General features: G+C 73.4%; 11 protein-coding genes. 1 reads left to right on the top strand and 10 read right to left on the bottom strand.

The genetic code is table 11. The features are described 5' to 3' along the window. Window positions 1–103 precede the first annotated feature (103 nt). On the top strand, window positions 104–1,189 hold the full coding sequence (locus ACZOOI_RS22905; RefSeq protein WP_465277566.1) for a prephenate dehydrogenase: 1,086 nt from the start codon (window positions 104–106) through the stop codon (window positions 1,187–1,189). Window positions 1,190–1,340: 151 nt separating this feature from the next. On the opposite strand, the gene ACZOOI_RS22900 is transcribed toward ACZOOI_RS22905, so the two are convergent. From ACZOOI_RS22900 to ACZOOI_RS22855, 10 genes are all read right to left on the bottom strand, one after another. Continuing rightward, on the bottom strand, window positions 1,341–3,479 hold the full coding sequence (locus ACZOOI_RS22900) for a hypothetical protein (RefSeq protein ID WP_465277565.1): 2,139 nt from the start codon (window positions 3,477–3,479) through the stop codon (window positions 1,341–1,343). Between the two features lie 22 nt (window positions 3,480–3,501). Then, window positions 3,502–5,445 carry a hypothetical protein gene (locus ACZOOI_RS22895; RefSeq protein ID WP_465277564.1) on the bottom strand — a complete coding sequence of 648 codons (1,944 nt, stop codon included), beginning with the start codon at window positions 5,443–5,445 and terminating at the stop codon, window positions 3,502–3,504. 1 nt (window position 5,446) lies between these two features. Then, window positions 5,447–7,654, bottom strand: coding sequence for a TRAFAC clade GTPase domain-containing protein (locus ACZOOI_RS22890; protein ID WP_465277563.1), 2,208 nt, complete (start codon window positions 7,652–7,654; stop codon window positions 5,447–5,449). A 25-nt stretch (window positions 7,655–7,679) separates the two neighbouring features. After that, window positions 7,680–8,747: a protein kinase domain-containing protein gene (locus ACZOOI_RS22885; RefSeq protein WP_465277562.1), complete on the bottom strand. Its 1,068-nt coding sequence runs from the start codon at window positions 8,745–8,747 to the stop codon at window positions 7,680–7,682. Continuing rightward, complete coding sequence (locus ACZOOI_RS22880) at window positions 8,744–11,200, bottom strand: hypothetical protein (RefSeq protein ID WP_465277561.1); 2,457 nt, start codon at window positions 11,198–11,200, stop codon at window positions 8,744–8,746. Before ACZOOI_RS22880 ends, ACZOOI_RS22885 begins: the two co-directional genes overlap by 4 nt. After that, entirely contained in the window at window positions 11,197–15,144 is a 3,948-nt protein-coding gene (locus ACZOOI_RS22875) for a tubulin-like doman-containing protein (RefSeq protein WP_465277560.1), read from the bottom strand. The genes ACZOOI_RS22880 and ACZOOI_RS22875 overlap by 4 nt, the downstream gene beginning before the upstream one ends. A gap of 76 nt (window positions 15,145–15,220) precedes the next feature. Continuing rightward, the gene (locus ACZOOI_RS22870; protein WP_465277559.1) at window positions 15,221–17,536 is read right to left on the bottom strand and encodes a VWA domain-containing protein; all 2,316 of its coding nucleotides are present in this window, start codon (window positions 17,534–17,536) and stop codon (window positions 15,221–15,223) included. Window positions 17,537–17,934: 398 nt separating this feature from the next. Beyond that, window positions 17,935–18,921 (bottom strand): pseudouridine synthase, encoded by a 987-nt coding sequence (locus tag ACZOOI_RS22865; RefSeq protein WP_391586915.1) that lies wholly within the window; start codon window positions 18,919–18,921, stop codon window positions 17,935–17,937. Continuing rightward, on the bottom strand, window positions 18,921–19,751 hold the full coding sequence (scpB, locus tag ACZOOI_RS22860; RefSeq protein WP_465277558.1) for an SMC-Scp complex subunit ScpB: 831 nt from the start codon (window positions 19,749–19,751) through the stop codon (window positions 18,921–18,923). The genes ACZOOI_RS22865 and scpB overlap by 1 nt, the downstream gene beginning before the upstream one ends. Continuing rightward, a complete protein-coding gene (locus tag ACZOOI_RS22855; RefSeq protein ID WP_465277557.1) occupies window positions 19,748–20,773 on the bottom strand; it encodes a segregation and condensation protein A in 1,026 nt (341 codons plus the stop codon). The genes scpB and ACZOOI_RS22855 overlap by 4 nt, the downstream gene beginning before the upstream one ends. Between the last annotated feature and the right edge of the window lie 74 nt (window positions 20,774–20,847).

Here is a 20,847-nt window from a genome sequence, read left to right as displayed (position 1 = left end):
AGTCGAGGCCGCGGGGCGATAGGACACCGCCCGAGGGTACCGTCACGGATAGCCTTGATCGGTTCCCCCATTATTCCGTCACCCGCCCCTTGGAGTTCCCGTCGTGCGTACCGCCGCCGTGGTCGGCACCGGACTGATCGGCACATCCGTCGCACTCGCGCTGACCGCCCGCGGGGTCACCGTGTATCTGCGCGACCGGGACAGCACCGCGGTACAGACGGCGGCGGCGATGGGCGCGGGTCTGGAGGCGACGCCGCCGGAGCCGGTGGACCTGGCGGTGCTCGCGGTGCCGCCGGGGCGGATCGCCGAGACGCTGCGGCTGGTGCAGGCGGAGCGGCTCGCGCTCGGATACACCGACGTGGCCAGCGTCAAGGAGCAGCCGCTCCGGGAGATGGCGGAGCTGGGCTGCGACGCGACGTGCTACATCGGCGGCCATCCGCTGGCCGGGCGCGAGCGCTCCGGGCCACTGGCGGCGCGGGCCGACCTGTTCGACGGCCGGCCGTGGGTGCTCACCCCCTCGTCCGAGACCGACACCGAGACGCTGAACCGGGCGCTGGAGTTGGTGTCGTTGTGTCGCGCCGTGCCGGTGGTGATGGCGCCGCGCGATCACGACCACGCGGTCGCGCTCGTCTCGCACGCGCCGCACCTGGTGTCCGCGCTGATGGCCGCGCGCCTGGAGCACGCGCAGGACACCGACACCCGGCTCGCGGGCCAGGGGGTGCGGGACGTGACCCGGATCGCGGGCTCGGATCCGCGGTTGTGGATCGACATCCTGGGCGCCAACGCGAACGCGGTCGCGGACGTGCTGGCCGGGCTGGCGACCGACCTGGACACCGTGGTGGGCGCGTTGCGCTCACTCGGCGCGGAGGACGAGGCCAAGCGCGAGCTGGGTGCGCGCGGCGTGGAGGCGCTGCTGCGGCGCGGCAACGCGGGGCACGGCCGGATCCCGGGCAAGCACGGGCAGCCGGCCGCCCGGTACGAGGCCGTCCCGGTGGTCGTCCCCGACCGGCCGGGCGAGTTGGCCCGGCTGTTCGCCGACGTGGACCGGGCCGAGGTCAACATCGAGGACATCCGGATCGACCACGCCCAGGGTCGCCCGGCCGGTCTGGTCGAGCTTCAGGTGGACCCGCGGCGGGCCGAGGCGCTGACGACGGCGCTACGGGCCGGCGGCTGGACCGTACAGCGCTGAACCCGGGTCCGCCCGCCGGTGCCGCCCATCGGCCCGGCGGGCGTCCCGACGCGTACGCGGCGGGCCCGCCCGGGCGGCCCGCGCGGCGCCGCCGACCGGCCTCGGCCGGCCCGTGCGGCCGGCGCCGCCCGCCGAGTTCAGCGCGGCGGGTTCAGCGCGGCGGGTTCTGCTCCGCCCAGCGGCGTCCGAGTTCGGTGCGGAAGTCCTCGCCCCATTGGGAGTTCAGCAGGATGTCCTCGATCAGCGGGTTCGGCGAGCGGTCCCGGCGGTCGGAGAGCACGCAGATCGCGATCTGGCGCAGCACACCCTTGGTGTCGGTCTTGGGTGCCAGCACCACCACGAGCAGCTGTTCGAGGAGCTTGCGGATGCGTTTGTCGCCCGCGCCGGCCGCTTCGAGGCGGTCGCCGAACTGCTCGGCGTCCAGCAGGGTTTCGCGCATCGCCAGCAGGTCGCCCGGGTTCCACGCCTCCGGCGCGAGCTGCCGGCGGCGCTGTTCCAGGCGCGTGGTCAGCCGGTCCGCGATCACCGGCAACACCCGCAGGTCGGCGAGCCGCAGCGCGACCGCGAGCGTGACGATGTTGTCGATGCCCGCGACCTCGGTCTTGGCCGCGCCGCCGCCGAGTGCGCGTTCGCGCAGCGTGGGCTTGTCCGGGAGCCGCTTGACCGCGCGCCGTATCTTGTCCACCTCGGTGTCCGGGATGTCGTACTCGGCCCACGCACTCCACGGCGCGTTCCCGGCACTGGCGGGCAGCGCGCCCGGCGTCGGCGGGCTCCCCGTCGCGCCGCCGACGCCGCGCTCCGGGTCCGCGTCCGGGTCGGTGTCCGGGTCGTCATCGGTGAGCGGCAGCGCGGGTATCGGCAGTTCGCCGCGCTCCTCCTCGAAGCCCGGCCACGGCCCGGTGAAGGCGTCCTCGATCTCCTCGAACACCGCGCCGTCGTCGGCGTACCAGATCACGTCCGGGGTCTCGGTCGGCTCGGGCGGCTCGACCGCGCGCACCGGCTCGGTCGCCCGCGCCGGCTCCGGCGGCGTCTTCGCGGCCACCGTCGGGCGGGGCACCCGCTCCTTCGCGGAGACCGTCGTCCGGGCCGGTTCCGCCGTGTACGGAAAGGCCGGCTCCTCCTCGGCGGCGCCGGCCACCGTGACCACCCGCGGCTCGCGCCCGACCCGCTCGGCCCGCTCCGTGCGCTCGATCCGCTCCGCCCGCTCGACGCGATCGGTCCGCTCGACGCGATCGGTCCGCTCGGTCCGCTCGGTCCGCTCTGTTCGCGCCGTCGACTCGACCCGGGCCGTGCGGGTCGGCGTCGGTGCGGTTTCCGCCGGCTCGGCGGCCGGCACCCGGGGCGCGGCGGTCCACCGGCCCAACCGGGTGCAGATCTCCCGCGACCGCTCCTCGGCCCGCTCGTGCGGGAGCCGGCGCAGGTCGAGCATGCCCTCCAGGAGTTGGTGCACGCCCGACCAGTCGGTGTCGATGTACCGGCTCACCAGCAGCGCCGCCGCGTGCGCGTGCACATCCGAACCCGCCTTGGGCTCGTCCCTGGCCAGCAGCCGATAGCGGCCCGCCCACGGCTGCGCGTCCCGCGGCCGGCGCGGCAGCACCACGAACCTCGGCTTGGCCGAGTGGTCCAACGTCTCGAACGTGGAGAACGTGAAGGCCCCCGGAACCAGCCGCGGCAGCAGATCGGAGAGCCCCCACAACACCGGCACCGGGTCGATCCCGACGTCCGCCTGCTGAAACGAGAAGAACCGGCTCGGATGCCGCAGCACCGCGGCCACCGCGACCTCCAGCAGGTGGGCCTGGTCACGGGCCCGCCCACGCAGCCGTTCGGCGTGCCCGTCGAGCGCCGCCTCCACGACGTCCCGGGCGAGCGGGGCCAGTCCGTAGCCGCGCGGGATGTCCTCCAGGGCCGGCTCGCCCGCCCACACCGCTTCCTGGGTGAGCACCAGCGCACGATGCGGGCCCAGGTCACGGCCCGGGTCGAGGAGCACGCGCGCGTTGTTGCCCTCGACCACGTACTCGCGTCGGATCACCGCGGCGCCCCGACCGGTGTGCACCAGCGCGACGCTGGTCACCGGCGCCCCCCGGTCGTCCACGTCGACCGCCACATGCTCACGCAAGTCGTCGTGCCAACCCAGGAGTTCGTCCCGGGACACCGACGACGCGATCGGCCCCAGCCCACGCCCACCGAGCAGGCTCTCGTCCTGACGTCGGTAGACGATCTGCCGAAACCCGCCCGCGTCGGCAGCGACCGGCGGATGGTTCCCTCGCGGCTGCGCCGCCCGTGGCGTCATGGCTGGCTACGCTTCCATCCTGTCATGGCGTGATGCCGAGTTCCTCGAACAGGAGCCGGCCGCATTCGCGCTGGAGCAGCCCGTAGCAGTCGGTGGTGGACATCGCACGCACCAGGATGCGTTGGTACGGCGTCCAGTCTCCGTCGAACGTGCGAAGTCGCATGACCGTGCCCGCCAGGCCGGCGACGAAGTGCGGAAAGCGGTCGCTGTCCTGGGCGACCATCCGCGCCATCTTCTCCAGCAGGACGTGCAGCAGTTCCTCCTCCACGTCGCACCCGGCGAGGACGGGTATGCCCTCGTGCAGTCGGCCGAGGATCTCGCCGTAGGCGCGCAGGGAGCGCCATTCGCGGCGGGGATTCGCGTACTCGCGATCGACCTCCACGGCCAGGCGCCAGATCACCGCTTCCAGCAGTGGCGGCTCGACGAGCAGCAGGGCCGCCGCGAGCGAGCCGGTGTCGGCGCGATCGATCGCCCTGCCGACCCTGGGCGTCTCCTGGCCGCCGTTCTCGGCCATCAGTTCGGCGGCCTGCCTGAGCGCCGTCAATCCGTCCCGGGTCGCCATCAGTTCGTCCCACACGTCCCAGTCCCACGTGCCCCGCGCGGACCGGGCCGAAGGGTCCTGCGGCAGTCCGGGGCGGCCCATCGGCCCGCCGACGCCGGGGCGGGTCGGCTCGGTGGACGCCGGGCGGGTCGGCCCGGACACGGTGGGACCACTGCCGACCCGGCCGGTCCACGCCGCCAACCTGTCCTCCAGGTCCCCGGCTTCGGGAGCGTCCCGCCCGGCCCACGCGTAGCCGCCCGCCCGGTCCGGCGCGTCCGGATCGAAGTACCGGCCCGATCCGCCCTGTTCACCCTGTTCGAATTGCTCGTCGTGCTCGTCGTGCTCGTCGTGCTCCTGGGTGAACGTGTCCGTGTACTCGACCGTCCCCAGGTCCTGCGAATACCCCAGCTTCGACCACCCCACGACCGGGCTGTCCACCCCGCTCGCCGGGTCGTCCCGGGACGTCGGGCCGGCCGCCGGCGTCGGGGGCGTGGCCCCGCGGGCGAGGCCGACCACGTGGTCGGCGCGGTCCAGGTTCGACGCGTGGGTGCCGACCGCGTCGTCGACTTCCCGCAGCGTGCCCAGCATCTCGTCCCACGACCACGCGCAGTAGCGGCTCACCAGGATCCGCGCGGCCCGGCGGAACACGTCCTGTCCAGGCTCGGCGCGCGGGTCGATCCGGACCCGGTTGGCCGGCTCCGGGGTGTTGGGCCAGCGCGGCACCAGCACGAAGCTCGGCTTCATCGCCGCGTCGCTGGTCTCGTACGTGGAGAAGGTCCTGCCGCCCGGCGCCACCCACCGGGCCAGGTCGAACACTCCCCACAGCAGCGACACGACGCCTTCGCCGACATGCTCGGTGAGCAGCGTGAACTTGTGCCCTTCGTTGCGCATCACCGCCGCGAGCACGACCTCGACCAGTTCCGCGTTCTCCCGCGCCTGCGCGCGGATGGTCTCGTGCACGTCGGCGCGGTACGCCTCCGGGCGGATCGACACCGCGCCCAGCGCCGCGTCGTCGCGCACGTCCGAGCTCGGGATCCCCGATCCGGTCAGCCCGCCGCCATAGCGGTCGTGCAGCCACACCGCCGCCAGCATGGTGTGCGGCCGGATCATCCGCTCCGGGTCGAGCAGCACGTGTGCGTTGTTGCCGGGCCGGTTGCTGGCGTGTATCGCGGCCTCGCGCAGGATCAACGCATGCCGCTCCCCCGGCAGGTGCACCTGGCACATGCTCCATTCGGGGGTCTCCGGCAGCGAACGGTCCATCGAGACATGGCTGTTCAGGCCGCGGTCCCACTCCTGGACCAGCTCGCGGTCGAGCGAGCCGGCGACCGGGCCCATGCCCTGGCGGCCGAACAGGTCCCCGTAGCTCCAGCGGTACACGACCTGGTCCAGCGGATCCCGCTCGTCCGCTCCGGTCTCCCACGCCATCTCACACCCCCACGCGCTCGACCCCGGCCTGATCGAGCATGTCGCACATCGCCAGGATCGACACGACGGGTTCGAGAACACGACGCGGCCGGATGCCACCGGGGAAGCGGCCGTCCCGATCGCGCGCACCGGTGGCCGACACGAAATGCATCGTGCAGCGCCGGAATTCCTCGAACGGGCTGAGCCAGGCCACCGCGTCGTGGGCGTACAGGAACGAGTACACGTCGCGGCTCTCGGCGGCCACCCGTGCCGGATCCACCCGACCGGGCCTGGGCGGGTGCGAGCCCAACCAGGCGTCCACGGGCGGCTCGAACCGGATCAGGTCGGACTTGGTCACCGCGACCGCGACCGGCTGGCCGAGCAACTCCGCGGTACGCGGCAGCCGGTCCATCACCGCGGCGAAGGTCCGGTCGCCCCGGCGGACGCCGGGCGCGTCCTCGCCGTCGCCGGTCAGCCGGCGCAACTCGGGCAGGTCGACCGCGACCACCGGGTCCACCACGAACACGAACGCGTCGGCCGCAGCCAGGAATTGCATCTCCCGACCACCCCTGGCCAGGTCCTCGCCGCTGACGTCGAAGAAGGCGATCGGCCGGGTCCGGCCGGCCGAGCGCAGCAGCAGCGCGTCGGCGAACTGGACCAGGTTGCCCTGGTGGTTGACCGTGGTCGCGAGCATCGTCCCGCGCTGGAGCGGGTCGACCCGGGTGCGCAGGTAGTCCTGATGCTGGTCGGGATCCACCGGCGCGTGCGTCACGCCGTACGGACGCAATCCGCCGGCGTCGATCTCGGCGATCATCGCGGCGAGCAGGTGCGTCTTGCCGGAGAGACCGTCACCGATCAGCCCGATCACCAGCGGCGGTTCGTGGATCAGGTAATTGGTCGGCAGGTAGTGCTCGCGCTCCTCGTCCCCGGCCGGGTTGGGGCAGCGCATGAAGGTCGCGCGCAGCCGGTCGTGCCGCTTGACCGGGTCGGTGACCGTACTCAGGTCCACCCGTTCGTAGCGCAGCCGGTCGTCGCGCTCGTAGAGGTCGTTCTCGTTCCACCGGATCAGGTCCAGGCAATAGGGACAGCGCACCTCGGGTCGATTCGGGTCGATGGGGCCGGTCGCCGGGCCGGCGGCCGGTGGTGCGGTGGAGGACGGTGTCCGCGGCGGCACGCGCGGCATCTCGCGGGTGCCCGGCTCCGGCGGCTCCGCTCGGGCCGCACGCGGCTCGGGCCGTTCACGCGGCTCCCGCGGCTGTTCACGCGGTTCGCGCGGCTGTTCACGTGGCTCGCGCGGTTCGCTCGGCTTGGTCCGGGCCTCCCGACGGGCGCCGAGCGCGTCCAGCCGGCCCCGGATCTCCTCGACCCGGGTCCCCTCGGGCAGCGTGTGCACCTCGGTGGGCACGTTGAGCAGCCGGTGGAAGCCCGCCCACCCTTCGGCCACGTAGTACTTCACCATCCGCCGGGCGAGTTCGCGATGCGCGTCGAACGGCTCGTCGCGTCCGGTCAGATCGACCCGCACCCGGGTCCCGGGTCCGGCGCCGGGCACCCGGGGCAGGGTGACGAACCGGGGTGCGCCCTGGGGGTCGGGAGCCGTGTCGTCGACCTCGAAGGTGGAGAACGTCCACGGCCCCGGCAGCAGCGCGGTGAGCAGGTGTTGTAGGCCCCACAGCAGCGCCGTGGCGTCCTCGGCGGTGGCCGGCAGCAGGGCCACCTTGGCCCGGGGCCGGCGCAGCACCGCTGCGGTGAACACCTCGAGCGGGTCGCCGAGCCGGCGGGCCCGCTCGTGCAGGCCGCCGGCGGCGAGTTCGAACGCCTCGGCCAGCCGCTCGTCCGCGAGCGGCTGGAGGCCGTAGCCGGCCGGGGTCCGGTCCGGGTCGAGCGCGCCGGGGGCACGCGCCTCCAGCGCGCCCCACGCGATGGCGTCGAACGGCGCGATGCTGTCCCGGGGGCCGACCAGGACGTGCGCGGAGTTGTTCAGCCGCTGCCGGCGCGCGTCCGCGGTGAACGCGCGGCGCACCAGGGCGACGCCCAGCGGGGTGTCGAGCAGACACACGCTGGAGGCCGGGCAGGCGGGGTCGCCGTAGTCCATCGTGACCGCGTCGGCCAGCCGGGTGCGGGTGTGCCAGCCGAAGAGTTCGTCGCGGCTCAGGGACGTGGCGACCGGGACGATGCCGCGGCGCCCGAGCAGCCCGTCGGGGTCCCAGCGGTACACGATCTGATGCAACATCAGCCGACCTCACCTGCCGTCGCGTTCAACTCGGTTGGTTCTTTCCGAAGAGCCGGAACCGGCCCGGCCTCGGCTCGGACACCGGCGGATTCGCCGGTTTGGGCGGGATGCCGGCCGGCGGCGGGACGAAGGCGGACCGCGGGCCGTCGGACGCGGCCGTCGGCGACGGCTGCCCCTCCAGCGGCATGCGCTGCCGTTTGCGCTCCAGGGCCGCCTCGTAGCCGCGCCGGCCCTCGGCGAGCGGGTCGTACTGGGCATGGCCGTGCACGTACGGGTCCGGTTCGGCGAGCCGACGCAGCACCTCCGCCGCGCCCGGCCGGCGCTGCGCGTCCGGCTCGAACACCCCCTGGAACAGGTCGAGCAGTACGCCCTGGCTCTCCACACCGACCGGGATCATGCCCTGGCGGACCGGGCGGGAGGTGGTGACGTGGTAGGCGACCTGCGCGGCCGACCACAGGTCGTCGCGCGGGTCGGCGGGTCCGGGTCCGCGCAGTGGGCCCGGCGCGGCCCACAGCGCGGTGCCCAGGCTGCTGCGCGGCTCGCCCGCGAGGGCGGCGTGGTCGAAGTCGGCGATGTACAACCGGCGCTGCTCGCGCTGCCAGCGCACGCTGGTGGGGGTCAGGTCGCCGTGCACGACGCCGGCCGTCTCCAGGTGGCGGACGGTACGAAAGAGCGCCCGCCGAAAGGCGTCCTGCTCCTCGGTCAGCAGCTTGCCCACCACGTCCTCGGCCGGCGGGCAGGGCACCGCCTCCAGCAGCAGGAACGGCTCGACGCCGTCGAAGTCGTGCCCGGCGATCCGGGCCAGCTCACGCGGATGGCCGGCCGGGCCGAACGTGCGCGCGAGCCGCAGCAGCACCCGGATCTCGGTCTCCAGGCCCGCCTCCGCGCCGACCCGACGACGTGCGTCCAGTGGCCCCAGGCGCTTTTGCACGAACGTGCTGCCGTCCTCCACGTCCCGCACGTCGCGGACCCGAAAGGGGCGGCCGGGAGCGACCGGCCGGTCCGGGCCGAACTCGACGCGGCGTTCCACCGACCGGCCCTCGGGATCGGTGTATCCGAGCTTCTCCTCCCGGGACTCGCCCACCGCGCTCACCAGGCCCGTCCGTCGTCGTGGCCGGCGGTCGATCCGCCCGCGTGGTCCGGACCGCCGCCGGGGGCGCCGTCGACGCTCTCCTCCCACATCCGGGCGTCGTCCACCGAGCCCGGCAGCAGCGGCAGCAGGCGCAGCACGCCGGCCATCCGACCGGCGCCGGTCCACACCAGTTCGTGGTCCATGAGGTGGCCGTCGCCGCGCTCGCGCAGCGCCTCGCGGACCGCCGGGCGCACCCCGCGCGGCGCGAAGCGCACACTGCGGATGTGCGTGGGGACGTGGTCGAGCAGCATCAACTGGTCGGTCGCGCACAGTTGGAGCATGGACCGGTCCGCGGGCTGGGCGAGCAGCCCGGCGATCCGGTCCGCGTCGCCGCCGGCCGCGTTCCCGACATGCGGGCGGTCCTGGGTACGGCGGGCGAACGGCGGCGCGGCCTGGATCCCGTGGTGCGCGAGGTGGTCGGCGTACGAGCGCAACACACGCCGCAGTTCGCGTTCCGTGCCCTGCCTCGACGCCTCCGCCGGGTCCCCTTCGAGCAGCGACCACATCGGTTCGAACGCGGCGTGCAGTCCGTCCACCAGGTCGCCGAGCACGACGTCGTACAGGCTCGGGCCGGCGCTCGGCGGCGGCGTCGAGGGCGGCGCGGGCCGACCGGGGCTCGGCGCGGTGCCGGTGCCGTACCCGGTCACGGCCGACTCGGGTGCCGCCGACTCGCCCACGAGCTGCCGCTCGATCGCGGTCGCGTTCTCGGCGAGGACCTTGGCGCTCTCCTCCAGCAGCGCGGCCAGCACGATCGCCCGGTCCACCGCCTCGCGGCGCGGAGCCGCCAGCGCCCAGTCGTTCCACACCGTGCGCACGAGCAGCGCGTGCAGTGCGTGCAAAGCCCGACCGGCCGCGCGGAGCGCCAGCGTGCGCTCCCAGCGCCGCACCCGCACCGTCCAGTCCACGCCGGGCAGCACGAGGAGCACCGCCAGGCCGAGCACGAGGGCCAACGGGCCGACGCCGGTCGGCGGCCCCCAGGCGCGCCCGGCGAGCAGCCCGCCGACCGCGCCGACCAGCGCGACCAGGCCGGCCGCCACGATCATCGACAACGCCTCGGCGGGCAACATCGCGCCGCCCTGGCGATCGGGGCGGCGCAGCGCGACCAGGGCAGACCCGAACACCGCGAGCAGCACCGCGAGCACGGCGCCGAGCACCGCGAAGGCGGGCCACAGCGCGGTCAGGAACGAACCGGCCAACAGCCCGCCGACGACCCCGACATGCGCCGGACCGAGCGGGAACGCGGCCGGGCGCAGGTAGTGCGCGAGGAAGCCGTCCGAGCAGGTCTGGTCCACCTCGTACGCCCGCGACGCGCCCGCGCCGGGGCTGATCCGGTCGGCCAACTCGCGCAGCCGCTCGGCCAGTCCGCGCAACCCCTCGGGTCGGTCGAAGGCGGCGGCGGTGCGCTCGCGCAGCGCGCCGGCCACCGAGGTGACGCTCAGTCCGGGCGGCTCGGGGATCACCACCCCGACCTGGTCCAGCCAGGCCCGTCCGTCCGCGTCGAAGCCGGCCGCGCCCTGGCCCACGGTCTGCCGGACCAGGTCCCGATATTCGCCCAGCGCGGTCGCGGCATCGGCGATCCGGGCGTGGATCGGCGGTTCTTCGCGACCCGCCGAGCCGTACAGCGCGAGCGGACCGGCCAGCGCCGACAGGCTCCGTTGCGCGTGCCCGAAGCCCTGGTCGGCGTGCGCCCACCGGGCGCCGAGCGGGCTGTCGGCGCGCACACATTCGCGGACGCCGCCGGTGGCCGCGGCGAGTCCGGCGCCCTGGCCGTCGGCGAGGGCCGCGAGCGGCTCGGGCCACGGCTCGTCCACCCCGCCCTCGGCGCCGACCAGCCGCTGTGCCGCGCGGATCCGGGCCCGCTGTACCGCATCGTCGCGGATCCGGTGCACGAACGCGTTCAGTCCCGGCGCGGCGATCGAGCGAGGCATCTCGGTCACGCCGGTCAGCACGTGGTCGAAGACCTCCGGTTCGGTGAGCACGTCGACCAGCGGCGCGAGCGCGTCCGCGTCGTCCGGCCGCAGGGTGGTGCCGGGCGCCCGGCCCGGCGCCCAATCGGTGCCCCGGACGTCGCCGACCCACAGCGTGGCCGCGTCGCTGCCCACGAGTTGGCCCGGGCGGCGCAGGACGACAGAGCCGTCCACGGGCGAGCCGACCGCGACGCACACGACCTTGATGTAGTCACTGGCGAAGATGCGTTCGTACGCCCGCCGGTGGGCGACCAGTTCGTCCACGGAGTCGAGCACGAGCACCCGGTCGGCGGCCACGTTCAGGGTCCCGGCGGGTACCCGGGTACGCGCGTACGCGGTCTGCACGTCGGCGAACCGCCGGGCCGCCATGACCGCCTCGTATTCGGTGCGCAGGTCGACGACGACCACCAGCGGGCGCGGCACGCCCGCGTCGACGGAGTCGGTCACCAGCCACCTCCGGGCAGCTCGCGGTCGTCGTGCTCGTCCGGCAGCGGCAGGGTTCGGTCCAGGCCGTCCAGGCGCACCGTGCGGTCCTCGGGATCCGCGTCGCCGCGCTCGCGCGGGTCGCGCGGGTCGAACGGGCCGCGCGCGTCCCGGGCGCGGTACGGGTCGTGCGGATCGCCCGCGCCCCGGGCGGGCGGCGGTACCCGGGTCTCGCGCGGCTCCCCCGGATCGTAGGGATCGTAGGGGTCGTACGGGTCGCGTCGGGATCGCCGCTCGGCGGTCGGCGGCCGGGCCGGGCCGTCCCGATCGTCGCGACCGCGGTCGCGCTGCTCGGGCTTGTCCGGGTTCGGCCGGCGCGGGTCGCGAGTCTCCGGCACCTCGTGCGGGTCGCGCTCCTGTCGCCACTCCTGCGGATCACGCGGCGCGCGGTCCCGCCACTGCGGCGGACCGCCCGGCTCGTGCTCGTCCCGCCACTCCCGCGGGGCCCTCGGCCCCCTCGGCTCGCGGCCGTCCCGCCGATCCGGGTCGTCCTTGTCGAACACCGGACCGCGCGGCTCGCGCCCGGCCCGCCGCTCCCACTCCCGGTCGTCCCGATCGCTGCGGTCGTCGCGGGTCTGCCGCGGCAGTCGGGGGTCCCGGCGCTCGGCCCGGTCCTCCGGCTCGTCCCGGTCGTCGCGCACCCGCTCGGCCGGCCGCCGCTGCCATCCGGAGTCGCGCTCGTCCCGCTCCCGGTCCCGGTCCCGCGTTCCCCGAGCACGCAGGTCGCCGCCGAACCCGTCGTGACCCGAGACCGGATCGTCGTACTCCAGCTCGCGCAGCGAATCCCGGGTGCTGCCCTGGTGGGGGAAGGACAGGTCGAGTGCGGCGGGCAGGGTGACCTCCCACAGCCGCAGCAGCTCCTCCGCCCAGCCCCGACTGCGCTCCGGCAGCCGGTCGCGCAGTTCCTTGAGCACCCTGACCTGCCGCGGCGCGACCTCGTGCACGAAGTGCCGGTACAGCGGCGAGGGTTCGCGCACCCGCGAGCCCAGGCCCTCGGGGTAGGTGAGCATCAGCTGCTTGGCGAACTCCCGGCGCACCGCCGCGTCGTCGGTCAGCGTCCACTCCTCGTAGGCGCGCAGCAGGCTGCCCCACGAGGAGGCCCGGTCGAACGGGCGCAGCGGCAGCTTCATCACGGTCGGACCGTGCGGCAGCCGGATGTCGATCACCTCGGGCGAGGACCGGTCCCCGCGCGCGACCTCGATCTGTCCGTTCCACATCGCGCACAGCAGCCGGTGCAGGATGTACGCCCGGTGTCCCTCGGTGGTGGCCAGCCAGTCGTAGGTGAAGCCCAGCCGCTGGCGCCACTTGAGGAAGTCGACCGGATCCTGCCGGTCCAGCGAGCGCGACCACTGCGCGAGCACCTGGCGCACCTCGGGCACCTCGGTCAGGCTCATCGCACTGCGGAAGAGCACCACCACGATCGATTCCTGTTCGACCGCGCGGAACTCGATCTTGCGGGACGGCTCGTTGGGGATGTTCAACATGCGTTCCAGGTACTGCCGCACCTCCATGTCGTGCGAGGTGCCCGGGTGGGCGATCAGCACCTTGAGTTCGCCGCTGCCCTCGGGCGAGAAGCCGTTGGGCAACATGCCCGCGAGCTTTTGCACGAACTGTTCGAGGTCCTCCTCGCCCACCGCGGCGCCGCGCCGGGTCGCCGCGCGGGTGAGCAGGTCGCGCACCGGCGGCAGCAGCGGCTGCGCGTTGAGCTCGCCGGCCTGCACGAACAGGGTCTTGACCTGCTGCTTGATCTGGTCGCGCACGTAGTTGACGGCGACCGGGCCGCCCTCGCGCTCCTCGCCCAACTCGTAGGCGCGCTGCCAGATGCCCGCGCCGAGCAGCTTGCCGACGATCTGCGCGGCACCGGACGTCTCGGGCAGCCGCTCGCGATCCACGAAGCGGCGCAGCACCTGGCGGTAGAACGACTCCAGGTTTCCCTGCGGCGGCAGCAGGTAGGAGACCCCGGAGCGCTGCCGGTACAACTCGCGGGTGGCCCGGCCGAAGTTCGCCTCCTCCTGGTCGCGGTGGTCGTTGAAGGCCTGCCCCAGGCCGTCCACGACGTGCCGCAGGTAGACCATCTTGCGGTCCCACACCTCGGCCTGAGCGCCCCACTGGGCATGCCAGTTGCGCCGCGAGCGCCACTCGAACCACTGCTGCTGAGCGCTCAGCGCACGCTGCACCTCGGGATCGCCCCACTTGGCCTTGACCACCCCGCCCGCGCGGTCCTTGATCGCCGGTATGTGCGGCGCGTTCACGGTGATCCCGGGCGGTGGCGTCGGCTCGGTGCTGCAGTGCGCGAGCAGCCCGGCCACCCCGGGCCGGTCCGTGTCGCTGTACAGCCGCCGGTCGCCGAAGAGCACCCGGCGGGCCCGGAACAGGTCGCCCTCGGACAGCAGTTGCCGAATCCCTCGGGCGTGGTTGAACTCCTCGGCCAACTGTGCGGTGTGCGCCCGCAGTTGGGCCTCCTGCTGGCGCAGCGCCTGCTCCATCGCCCGGGTTCGCGCGTTGAGCGCCTGCATGATGCCCGCCGCGCCCTTGGCCGGCGACGGGTCGGCGACGTGCGGCGGTGCGCACAACCACAGTTCGCCCAGGCCGGACACCGACATGAAGGACTTGATCTGCTCCAGGTTGGCCTCGGAGGACACCCGCACGTCCGAGGTCAGCTCGCGTACGGCCTGGGCGAGCATCCGGCCGGCGACGATGTCGGCGAGTTCGTCCACCGGCACGGTCATCGAGGCGACCAGGCTGGTGGACACCCCGCACGCGCCGATCCCGCTCGGCGCCGGGACCTCGCGGCGGACCCCCTCGTTGATGAAGCTGTCCGCGAACGACTGGTACAGGTCGCCCTGGATGACCGCGTTCTCCAACTCGGGCCCGCCCGGGTTGAGTCCGGTGCCGATCAGCGACATGACCAGGGAGACCACCGAGCGGTGCAGGTCCTCGCGCTCGATCCCACTGGTGCGGCTGAACAGGAAGCCGGTCTGGACGGTGCCCGCCTTGAGCCGGGTGGACTCCAGACCGGGATAGCGCACGGCCAGGTTGCCCGCCGGCGCGCCGAGCCCGGTGTCGAGTTCCTCCTGGGCGTACTGCCCGTTCTGGTCGTCGACCAGTTGGAACAGGTCCAGGAGCGCCCGGCCGGCGTTGAGCACCGCGGGGCGACCGCCGCCGCGTTCCTCGTCGAAGGCGGACGGCATCAGCACCAGCGGATAGATCTTGATGCCGTCGTAGCCCTGCGAGAAGGCCTCGCCGATCAGGTGCAGGTAGTCGTAGAAGATCCCGCACCCGGTGCCGCCGGCGATCGAGAAGGCGACGAACACGTCGCACGTGTTGCGGTTGTTCTGGCTGCCGCTGAGCGCCATCAGGTGGTCGTTGCCGTTGCTGATCAGGCCGACCGCACGACGCAACGGGTCCATCGCGGGCGCGAGTCCGTGCCGGAAGGTCTCGAACAGGGCCGCGCGCCCGACGGTGGGCAACTGCCCCGCGCCGCGCCGCAGCGGCGTCACCCGCGGCTCGCCCTCGCGGGCGGGCAACCACGGGATGGTCTCCTCCGCCGCGTTGATCCGCAGCGAACGGGCCACCTCGGGATAGGTGTTCAGCGGCGGCACCAGCTGGGTGGTCAGGTGTGCGTTGCGGTCCGCGGCGGCCCGGTGCGCGGGCGGCGCGGCCCGCAGCCGCTGGCGCTGCAACTCGTTCTCGTTCAGGTCGGCGTAGACGAACTGGATGCAGTTGGGCAGTTGGTACGGAGCCAGTTGGCCGCCGAGCCGCTGCATCAGGCCGGTGCCGTCGGCACCGCACAGTTCCTCGCGCAGCCGTCGTTCGAGTTCGGCTCCGATCAGACATCCGGTACCGCCCAGCCCCACGAACAGCATGGACTGGTGGATGGACATGCCCCTGCGGCCTTGCGCTGCCACGGGCCCTCCTCGAAAAGTGCGTGACGTGCGAGTTCAGGTGCCGGGACCCCGCATCCCGACCGGTACCGCAACAGCACTAGCGCGGGGGGCCGTAGCCGAACGTGGTGTCGTCGGGGCCCGCGCCCGGCCCGGGATCCGCGGCGGGTCCCGAACCGTAGGGGCCGTACGGGTTGTACGGCCGGTCCGATCCGTAGGCATCCTCGCCGTACGGCCGCGGGGGCGCGGTCGCGGGCGCGGCGGAGCCGTACCGGCCGTAGGGCTCACCCGACCCGGAACTCCCCCCGGCGGGCGGCTCGTTCCGCACCCGGTCGTCCGTGAAGCCGAGCGCGAGCCCGGGCTCGATCTCGGTCGGCCGACCCGTGTCCAGGTGCAGGTGTGCGCCGAGCGGGGTCTCCACGTCCATCGTGCCGGTCGCCGCGGTCCGCCGCACGATCCACGCGGTTCCGGGCTCGTGCTGGTACAGCGGAATCAACTGGGGCGGGAAGCCGGTGGTGTCCAACCGGAACCACATCGCCTCGGCGCGCTCGTCCAGCGGCCGGGTCTCCACGCCGATCGGCTGCCCGTCGCGGTACAGGCGCAGCGCGATCGGTCCGATCCGGCGTGCCCGCTTGCGCCGCTTGGCGAGGTAGCCGAGCAGGCCGAGCAGCAGTGCGATCAGCACGATGCCCCCGATCACCAGCCACAGGTACTCGTCCCAGAACCCGGGCGGCGGTTCGACGGTGACGGTGCGGGTGGTCTCGAAGAGCACCTTGTCGCCGTCACTGGTGTCCAGCACCCGGACCCGGCCGGTGTGGTCGCCCTTGGCGATGTCCTTGCCGAACGCGAGCTCGAACCCGAACTCGTCGGAGCCGGCCGTCACCCGCTGCTCGGCGCCGGTGATCCGCAGGCCGGTGCCGGCCGGGAAGTCGGCGACCACCCGCAGGGTGTGCGGCCTGGTGTCGTTCACCTTCCAGGACACGGTGCCGGCGACGCTGCCGCCGGGTTCGATGGTGCCGTCGCCCCACTTGATCTCGGCCGAGACCGCGGCCGGTCCCCCGCCGAGGGTGACCGTCTTGACCTCCCGGGTGCCGGCCACGCCCGGTGCGCTGATGGTGCCGGTGAAGCTGACCTGGCCGGTGACCCCGCCCGGGATCCGGTAGTCGCTGAAGAACTCGCCCTTGTCGCCGGGCCGGAGCGGGATGTCCGCCTTGAGGCCCGGTCCCTCGACGTGTCCGGAGACGGTGACGCCCTTGAGCGCGGCCGGATCGGTCAGGTTCTTCTCCCGGGACTGCAGGAAGACGCTGAACTTGACCGGTTCGCCCGCGCTCGGCTGGGGCGGGTTGAGCTGGACGTAGGACTTGACCACGCCCTGCCACAGCGCGGCCGCGCTGACCGGCCCGGAGAAGCCGTCCGGCGCCTTGAGGTGGATCCGCCACTTGCCCGCCACGGGATCGGTGATCCGCAACGTCTCGGTCCGCGAGCCCTGCCCGCGCTGTTCGGTGCCGGGCGCGTTGTCGACCCGCTTGCCGTCCGGATCGAAGAACGTGGTCTCGATCCGCTCGTTGGCCTTCTGCACCTGGATGACCACGTCGGTGGCGATCGCCGGGATCGTCACGTTCAGGTCGGCCTCGCCGTTCACCTCGGTCGAGTCGGTCTGGGTGACACCGGCGCAGCGCGCGGTCCCGAACGCCTTGCGCAGGGTCTGCACGACCTCGCCGGAGTCCTTGACCGTGACCGCCGTGGGCTTGTCCTCGGGCCGTTGCGAGCACATCGACGGCGCGCCGCCGTCCGCCATCCGGGACAGTTGCGCGGCGTCGATCGCGCTGCCGAATCCCAGTGGCCAGATCTGTACGCCCGCCGCCTTGGCCTGGGCCAACGCGGCGGTCAGGCTCTTGTCCAGCTCGCCCGGGATCCGTGCGGCGTCGTTGCCGTAGCCCTCGCCGGGCGAGACCGCCATCGCGCCGTCGGTCAGCACGAACAGGACCCTGGGCTGCCCGGCGGGACTCGCCGCCAGCATGCTCACGCCCTGCCTGATCGCGGCCGGGATGTCGGTGTTGTTGCCCTCCTGATCGGTGCGCGCGTGCAGCCTCTCGGCGCACTTGGCCGCCGCCGGATCGGACACCACGGTCATCGGACAGACCACGTCCACCGCCGGTTTCACGCCGGCCCCGCTGCCGAAGCCGACCACCCCCACGCGCGAGTCGGGCGAGAGTTCGCCGATCGCGGCCAGCGCCGCGGCGTCCTTCTCCCGGTCCAGGTCGGCGCCCTTGAGACTGCCGGACTCGTCGACCAGGATCGCGTAGGAGATCGGCGCGACCTTCAGGCTCGGATCGCCCACCGTCGGGTCCGCCGCCCGGGCCGTGTTGGGCGTCGACGCCAGGGCGAGCACGCCGAGCAGAGCTGCGGTGGCCAACCGTCGTGGACGCCGTGTGGAGGGCGCCGGCCGTGGCGCTCCCCGGCGGACAGGCAGCACCAAAGTGGTGTCCCCCCTGCTGTCGGCCCCGCGGGCGCGAGGCACACCTCGGGTATTCGGCAACGTTCTAGCAGCAACGAGGGGGGTTGCGGGCACCGATCGCGATCACTGGGACACGCTCGGTTCCGAACCGTTATTCAGCCAGGGCCCGGGCACCCCCGTGCGGGCTTCCACGATGCACCATCGGGCAGGCCGACGGAACCGAAACGACCGGATACGAACAACGGCCGCAGCAGTTCCACCCGTAAGTGGAACTACTGCGGCCGTCAAGGCAGTTGGCTGCCGATGCCGAATGCGACGAGATTGCCGCCCGAATCCGGCCCTGGGCCGTGTCCGACCTACAGGTCGACCTGGCGGAAGAGCAGGCCGATCTCGTCGTTGGACAACCGGCGGGTGCGGCCCGGCTTCTGGTCGCCCAGCTGGATCGGACCGAACTGCGTGCGCACCAGCCGCTCGACCGGGAAGCCCAGCTCGGCCAGCATCCGCCGGACGATGTGCTTGCGGCCCTCGTGCAACACCACCTCGACGAGGAAGTTGTTGCCGACGCTGTCCACGATCCGGAAGCTGTCGGCGCGCGCGACGCCGTCCTCCAGTTCGACCCCGGCCTTGAGCTTCTTGCCCAGGTCGCGCGGGATCGGGCCCTGGATCGAGGCGAGGTAGGTCTTGCGCACCTCGTACCGGGGGTGGGTGAGCCGGTTGGACAGCTCACCGTGGTTGGTGAGCAGGATCAGGCCCTCGGTCTCGGTGTCCAGTCGGCCGACGTGGAACAGGCGCTGCTCGAACTCGGTGATGTAGTCCGCGATGGTGAACCGGCCGTCCGGGTCGAACATGGTGGACACCACGCCGGTCGGCTTGTTGAAGGCGATGTAGGTCTCGGCCGGGCGGGTCGGGATGCGCATCCCGTCGACCTTGATCTCCACCGTGTCCGGGTCCACCCGCTTGCCCTGCTCGGTGACCCGCTCGTCGTTGACCTGGACCCGGCCGGCCTCGATCAGGTTCTCGCAGTGCCGGCGGCTGCCGATGCCCGCGTCCGCCATCACCTTCTGCAGGCGGACGCCCTCCTGCTTCTCGCGCTCGTTGCGCTCGGTGGAGCGCATCGTGGTGGGACGGCGGTCCGGGCGGCCGGTGCTCGCCGACGGGCGGCGGTCCTTGCCACCCGCCGCGCCCGACTTCGGCTGCCCACCCGCGCCGCCTCGACGATTGTCGTCGGCGACCCGGCGGGGCTGCGGAGTGTTGCTGCCGCGCCCGGTGCCCCCGCGCTTGTTCACCGAGCGTTCGTTGCCTCGGTCGTTGCCGCCGGAGCCTTGCCTGTTGGTGGGTGCCATCAAACTTCCGTTGTCGTCTCGCCGTCGTCGGGGTCGGCGTGCACCGCCCCGGTATCCCTCCCAGTATCCCCGGTCCGCGCAACCGGGGACGCCGCGCGGTGCGGGAAGCCGTCCAAAGGCCCCTCGCCCTCCGCCTCCAGTGCCTCGATCTCGGGCAGGAAAGGGGCCAATTCCGGCAACTCGTCGAGCGAGCGCAGGCCCATCCGCTCCAGGAAGAACTCGGTGGTGCGGTAGAGCGTGGCCTGGGTCTCGTATTCGATGCCGTACTCCTCCACCAGCCCGCGGGCCAGCAGCGTGCGCATCACGCCGTCGCAGTTGACGCCGCGCACCGAGGAGATCCGACCCCGGCTGACCGGCTGGCGGTAGGCGACCACGGCGAGCGTCTCCAGTGCGGCCTGGGTCAGCTTGGACTGCTGCCCGTCCAGCACGAAGCGCTCGACGGCGGCGGCGTGCTCGGGGCGGCTGTAGAACCGCCAGCCGCCGGCCACCTCGCGCAGGTCGAAGCCGCGCCCCTGGGCGGTGTACTCCAGCGCCAGCGTGCGCAGTGTGGCGCGCACGTCGGCGAGCGGGTGGTCGAGCACCTCGGCGAGCAGATGTTCGGAGACCGGCTCCTGGACCACCATCAGGATGGCCTCCAGCGCCGCCGGGAGCGGACTGTCCGACACCGGCAGGGCGGGCGGCGGGGTCTTGCCCCGGGCGGCCCGCGGAGCGGGCACGGCGGCCTCGGCGGGCGTCGGCCGCTCGGACCGCGGCGTCGGGGCGTGCCCGGCCCCCGGCTCCGGCCCGGGCTCGTCGGCCGGCTCGATCCAAAATCCCTCGTCGCCGCTCACGCGTCCTCCTCGCCCTCGCGCAGCACCGTGTCGAACTCGTCGAACTCGACACCGACCACCACGTCCTCGTCCGTCCCGGCCGTCCAGCGCACGGTCAGCTCACCCAGCGCCTCGACCTGGTCGAACCCCACCGCCAACTCGCGAAAGAGTTCGAGCAGCACCAGGAACCGGGCGATCACGTGCAGCGTGTCCGGCGCGTCCTCGGCCAGCTCGGCGAACGTCGCGCTGCCGGTGCGGCGCAGCCGCTCGACCACTATCGCGGCCTGCTCGCGCACGCTCACCCGCTGTACGTGGATGTGCTCGATCGAGACGATCCGCGGCGCCTTGGGGGTCATCGCCCTGGCCGCCAGCCGGGCGAACCGGTCCAGGGACGTGGTGATCACCACCTCGGGCAGCAGGCCCCGGTAGCGCGGCTCCAACGGCACCTCGCGCGGGTGACGGCGGGACTCCTCGGCCCAGCGGTCCTCCAGGATGCCCGCGATCTGCTTGTACGCCCGGTACTGGAGCAGCCGCGCGAACAGTATGTCCCGGGCCTCCAACAGGGCCAGGTCCTCCTCGTCCTCGACCTCGGCGACCGGCAGCAGCCGGGCCGTCTTCAGGTCGAGCAGGGTCGCCGCGATCAGCAGGAACTCGGTGGCCTGACCCAGGTCCCAGTCCGGGCCCTGGGCCCGGATGTGGGCGATGAACTCGTCGGTGACCCGGGACAGCGCAACCTCGGTGACATCCAGCTTGTGCTTGGCGATCAGGCCCAGGAGCAGATCGAACGGGCCCTCGAAGTTGGCCAGGTTGACCCGGAAGCCGGTGCCGTCGTCCGCCGGGAGCCCGGGGCCGGGAGCCGGGGCGGAGGCGGGCGCGGGGCTCGGGTCGGGGCCGGGTGCGGGAGCGGCCTGCGGGCCGGGCCGCGGAACCGGCTCCGGCACCGCCTGCGCAGCCGATGCGGGCGGCCCCTCGGCAGCGACGGGCCGGCCCGGGCCGCGCCCGAGCGTGCGTCGGGAGGAGGCGGGACCGTTGGTGTGGGACATGGTGCGCTCAATGGTGCGGGCCGCGACTGCGGGAAACGGCACGGACCCGCCGGGCGGTGGTCCGAATTGGGCCA

This window comes from Embleya sp. L77, assembly GCF_055557415.1.
Note: the sequence above shows the minus strand (reverse complement) of the source record. Positions and strands in the feature narration are given on the sequence as shown.

What these genes read in the sequence shown, in the direction of transcription:
- ACZOOI_RS22855 (WP_465277557.1), bottom strand. Translation starts at nt 20,773, where the DNA reads ATGTCCCACACCAACGGTCCCGCCTCCTCCCGACGCACGCTCGGGCGC.
- ACZOOI_RS22900 (WP_465277565.1), bottom strand. Translation starts at nt 3,479, where the DNA reads ATGACGCCACGGGCGGCGCAGCCGCGAGGGAACCATCCGCCGGTCGCT.
- ACZOOI_RS22895 (WP_465277564.1), bottom strand. Translation starts at nt 5,445, where the DNA reads ATGGCGTGGGAGACCGGAGCGGACGAGCGGGATCCGCTGGACCAGGTC.
- ACZOOI_RS22865 (WP_391586915.1), bottom strand. Translation starts at nt 18,921, where the DNA reads ATGGCACCCACCAACAGGCAAGGCTCCGGCGGCAACGACCGAGGCAAC.
- ACZOOI_RS22890 (WP_465277563.1), bottom strand. Translation starts at nt 7,654, where the DNA reads ATGTTGCATCAGATCGTGTACCGCTGGGACCCCGACGGGCTGCTCGGG.